Raw genomic sequence first — 3,648 nt, forward strand, 5'->3', positions numbered from 1 at the left:
ATAGCTTCTCCGGAAAAGAAAACGGCTCGTCGTCATCTCGATGCCGACGCGGCCTGCAATGGTCTTTGGACCTGCTCATGTTCTCTCGGCTGGCGTAGAAGGAGGCGTTGAGCGCCTATGAATAAGCTGGGACGGCTGGCCGATCAACAATCGGGGTTGTTTTCGCAGCAGCGTTTCCCTACCCGCGAAATGTCGTGGCACCCGTCGCCACTTCGTCGCGCGCCGTAATTGCCGCCCCCTTGCCCACGCCATTCACGCGCGGCATGCTTGCCACATGCTCGACCCTTTTGCTCCCGACAGCTACATCGTGCGCGCAGAGGCCCGCATTTATCGGAATTGAGCCGGGGATTAGCCGCACCCTCGAGCTGCCGATGGCGCTCAACCTTGCCCAACTCCACGAGGTGCTCCAGGCCTCCTTTGCTTGGACCGATAGCTATTTGCACCAGTTCAACATCGGCGGCATCTTCTATGGCGCGCCGGAGTTCGACGACGACGGCTTCACCGCCAATCGTAACTTCGAGGCAACCGAGTTACGGATGGTCGATTTCGTTTTTTCCTGCGATCCCGACGAACAGCCCATCACGATCCTCTATGAGTACGACTTCGGCGACAACTGGCGCCATCTGATCCGTATGAAACGCCTTCCGCGCGACGCAGGCGTCAATTATCCTCGCTGCAATCCAGCTGGCCGGTCAGGGCCGCCAGAGGACGTCGGCGGCCCGCACGGCTATGCCGAGTTCCTCGAAGCATGGCGCGACAGCAGTCACGAAGAGCACAAGGCCAGGCGCCGGTGAGCCGGCCGCAAATTTCATCCCGAAAACTGCGACCTCGACGCCATATGCAAGATCGCCAAGGCAGTGCGCGCCGCACGAGGAAACTACCGCTTCCGCCGCCAACCCAGGGCAGAGTTGTCCGCACGCGACAGAAACCGATTCAAGCTCAAACCCGCCAGCAAAATGTAAGGCGGCATGGCGAGCGAATAGTGACCACAGTTCAATTCCAAAACAGTCGGCCTGGCTCCAGCGTCCTTGAGCCTCTGCATGAACCTCGCCGAGAGCTCCGGCAACACCACTTTGTCTCTCTTGGCCAACACAACGTGAAGATCGAGATCAGGCCGTGCCAGACTATGTGCGTAATTCTCCAGGTTAAGTGGAGCCCAGGCCCTTCTGAGATCGGTCAGCTCAATCTCGGCCTCAAGGCTATCGCGTATCGATCGTGTCGCGCGGCCCGTCCAGACCATGTCCGCCAGACTCCCCGCCGTCAGATACAACGAGGCTTTTGACACGGCGGCATCGCGCGCAGCAATCAACCCCGCGACCCAGGAACCTAAGCTCATACCAAGAACCGAAATCTCTCTGTAGCCTTCGCTCTTCAACCAACGTATGAGCTTTCGCCCGTCCAATACCCCCTGCCTCATTGACTGGACCGTTCGCCCAAGGTTGGGGCTAAGCATATAGTCGGCGTAGGCGGAGCCGGGACGGCTGCGCTCGAAGTGATAAGGCATGGCAATCTCGACAACGGTGATACCACGCCGCAAGAAAAAACTGGCAATCTGACGGTTCCGCGCGCCGGCATTCCAATGGTGAAAGATCACCATCGCCCGATCGAACGACCCGCTTTCCGTGATTTTCGCCCACACAACATTGTTCGCCGCGATATCACTCGCAATGTCCGATGGAAATCTTAACCACCCATCTTTCCGGTCGAAACGCTGATCGCTCTCGCTCGGCTCATCGAAAAAGGCTGGATCGGCCACGGCCTGGTCGGCAAGGACACAAAACTCTTCGATGCTTGCAATCTTCCCCGCGCCTGGAAAGGCACGGTCCGCGTCAAGGATGAAATCCGTTGTCTTCTTCCCTTCCTCACCGCGTCGCGCACGCCGCTCATCCCAACGATCAAGCCAGCTATGATACACTGTGATTTTTTCCTAACTCGCTCGCTCGCCATCGCCCAAATCCGGGATTAATGAGGCCGTATATCGCGAGCAGCCCTCCAACGCCCAGAAGGATCGAAAAGCCAGCGAATGCATCGATCAGCAAGTAGCCAGTAACGAGTAACGCCACGATCGCCGACATTTTCCACAAAGGAACCGGAAACCGACTTCCGACGCCCAAACGGACGGTCCCATACACAAAAACCACACAGGTCGAAATAACGATAAGAAAGCTGCTGTAGTGCGTCGGCATCCTATAGGCGATGCCATCGCTCACGTCGTTGCCGCCATGGAAAGCTGAAGACATATCGCCGACCAACCAAGCCACGACATTTTCTCCACGCGATGTCAGGTAAGCACTCTGAACCTTCATGACTATGCCGATCAGAACCCCCAAAACAGTACAGCGAAAAGTTCCGCGCATCACTCTGAGGCTGGCTTCGTTGAGCTCGTGTTGATAATCCACTTCCGGTCGATTACTCGCTGCTTCTCCAATTCTGCAAAGATCATGGACAACCGTATAGAGCAAAATGAGACCTACGAAGAACAGATAAAAGCAAAGGCACATGTATAGGTAAGCGAGCCCGGTGAATACGACCGCTTCTGGAACCGATATGACCTCGGGGCGCACAATCGCTAACGAGCCCCAATCCGTCGCATAGTCGCCACCACCTTTCATCAACGGGATCAATGACACGCCGATCCACTGAAAAAGACCGGCGAACAGCACACAAATCAAAAAAACCGCCCAATATGAATACGAAGAAGCTTCTACGCTGCGCGCCCAGGCATCGTCGCTTTCCATCTTATTGCCATTCCCCACAACCTTTGGGCGGCCTTCATCTTTCCAAAAGGTCACTAGCTCGGTCACGAAGGCAAAAAACAGTGGCAAAAATACCATGAAGACGAATGTCCAATTCGCTGTCCAAAGAAACCCCACCTGCTTGACGACGCCATCCGCCCGGCCATACGTCACGCTGTGAATCCCCAGAGTATATGACAAAAACCCAAGAGCGGTGACACCTGCAAACACCGACGCCGGCAAATTCAGAGGAGATCCGTGAGTAAAAAACGCCTCCGATTTCCTCGCCAAACTAAAACGCCGCCTTGGCCCCTTGGCGTCAGTATCCCGTTTTAGCTCTGCCGGAGACGCTGTGTCGTCATCAAAGGTCGCAGCCAGTGCTGTATCTGGAATCTCCCGTGCAATGCTGCTTCCGGCGCTCTTCGATTCTCGTCTCTTGGCCGCTAACCTCGATTGCGCAGCACTCAGTTCCATCTGCCATTCGCTGGTGGCCACCGGATCACCGCAGCCAAAAACCCTCGCCAGCCAACGAATGTTGGCAGCGCTAATACCCTTGTCGTTGTCTTGAAACCAAAGCTGCACTGTTCGCAGATCGACCCCGATCCGGTTGGAATCAATTTGTGAAATCGCCTCTGCAAGAAGCTCGGGCGTCCATGGGCCTGCAGGAAATCCATCCTTGCCCAACGGCCGACCCGCACCCGCAGCCGCTAACCGTTTGAATATTTCCTTGAAATCACTCCCATCTCTCGGTGGCGGGAGAAATAACTTTTCATTCTTAAACAACGACTTGCAGGCTCTGATTTCGCTTCGTTTCGTATCCTATCGTGCCATCGTTCCTGATCAACGTATTTTTCAACTCGATGCAACGGGCGAGGGGCGGGCCGCGAATTACTCGGAGCAGGACCATGGCTGT

3 protein-coding genes and 1 pseudogene are annotated in these 3,648 nt (G+C 55.8%); 2 read left to right on the forward strand and 2 right to left on the reverse strand.

Annotated features, from left to right (window positions below; genetic code table 11):
• The first annotated feature begins 263 nt into the window (after positions 1 to 263).
• Positions 264 to 962: pseudogene (locus EOA33_RS28045) on the forward strand (plasmid pRiA4b ORF-3 family protein).
• Here the strand turns inward: EOA33_RS28045 and EOA33_RS28050 are convergent.
• Together EOA33_RS28050 and EOA33_RS28055 are read right to left on the reverse strand one after the other, a co-directional pair.
• Positions 878 to 1,915 carry a dienelactone hydrolase-related enzyme gene (locus EOA33_RS28050; RefSeq protein ID WP_127407118.1) on the reverse strand — a complete coding sequence of 346 codons (1,038 nt, stop codon included), beginning with the start codon at positions 1,913 to 1,915 and terminating at the stop codon, positions 878 to 880. The pseudogene EOA33_RS28045 and the gene EOA33_RS28050 overlap by 85 nt on opposite strands.
• Positions 1,905 to 3,518 (reverse strand): hypothetical protein, encoded by a 1,614-nt coding sequence (locus EOA33_RS28055; RefSeq protein ID WP_127407119.1) that lies wholly within the window; start codon positions 3,516 to 3,518, stop codon positions 1,905 to 1,907. Before EOA33_RS28055 ends, EOA33_RS28050 begins: the two co-directional genes overlap by 11 nt.
• Here EOA33_RS28055 and EOA33_RS39875 point away from each other — a divergent pair.
• A partial coding sequence (locus EOA33_RS39875; protein WP_210212619.1) for a hypothetical protein occupies positions 3,412 to 3,648 on the forward strand: 237 nt, incomplete at its 3' end. The two genes, EOA33_RS28055 and EOA33_RS39875, sit on opposite strands and share 107 nt — an antisense overlap.

This window comes from Mesorhizobium sp. M4A.F.Ca.ET.050.02.1.1 (assembly GCF_003997725.1).
Taxonomy (GTDB): domain Bacteria; phylum Pseudomonadota; class Alphaproteobacteria; order Rhizobiales; family Rhizobiaceae; genus Mesorhizobium.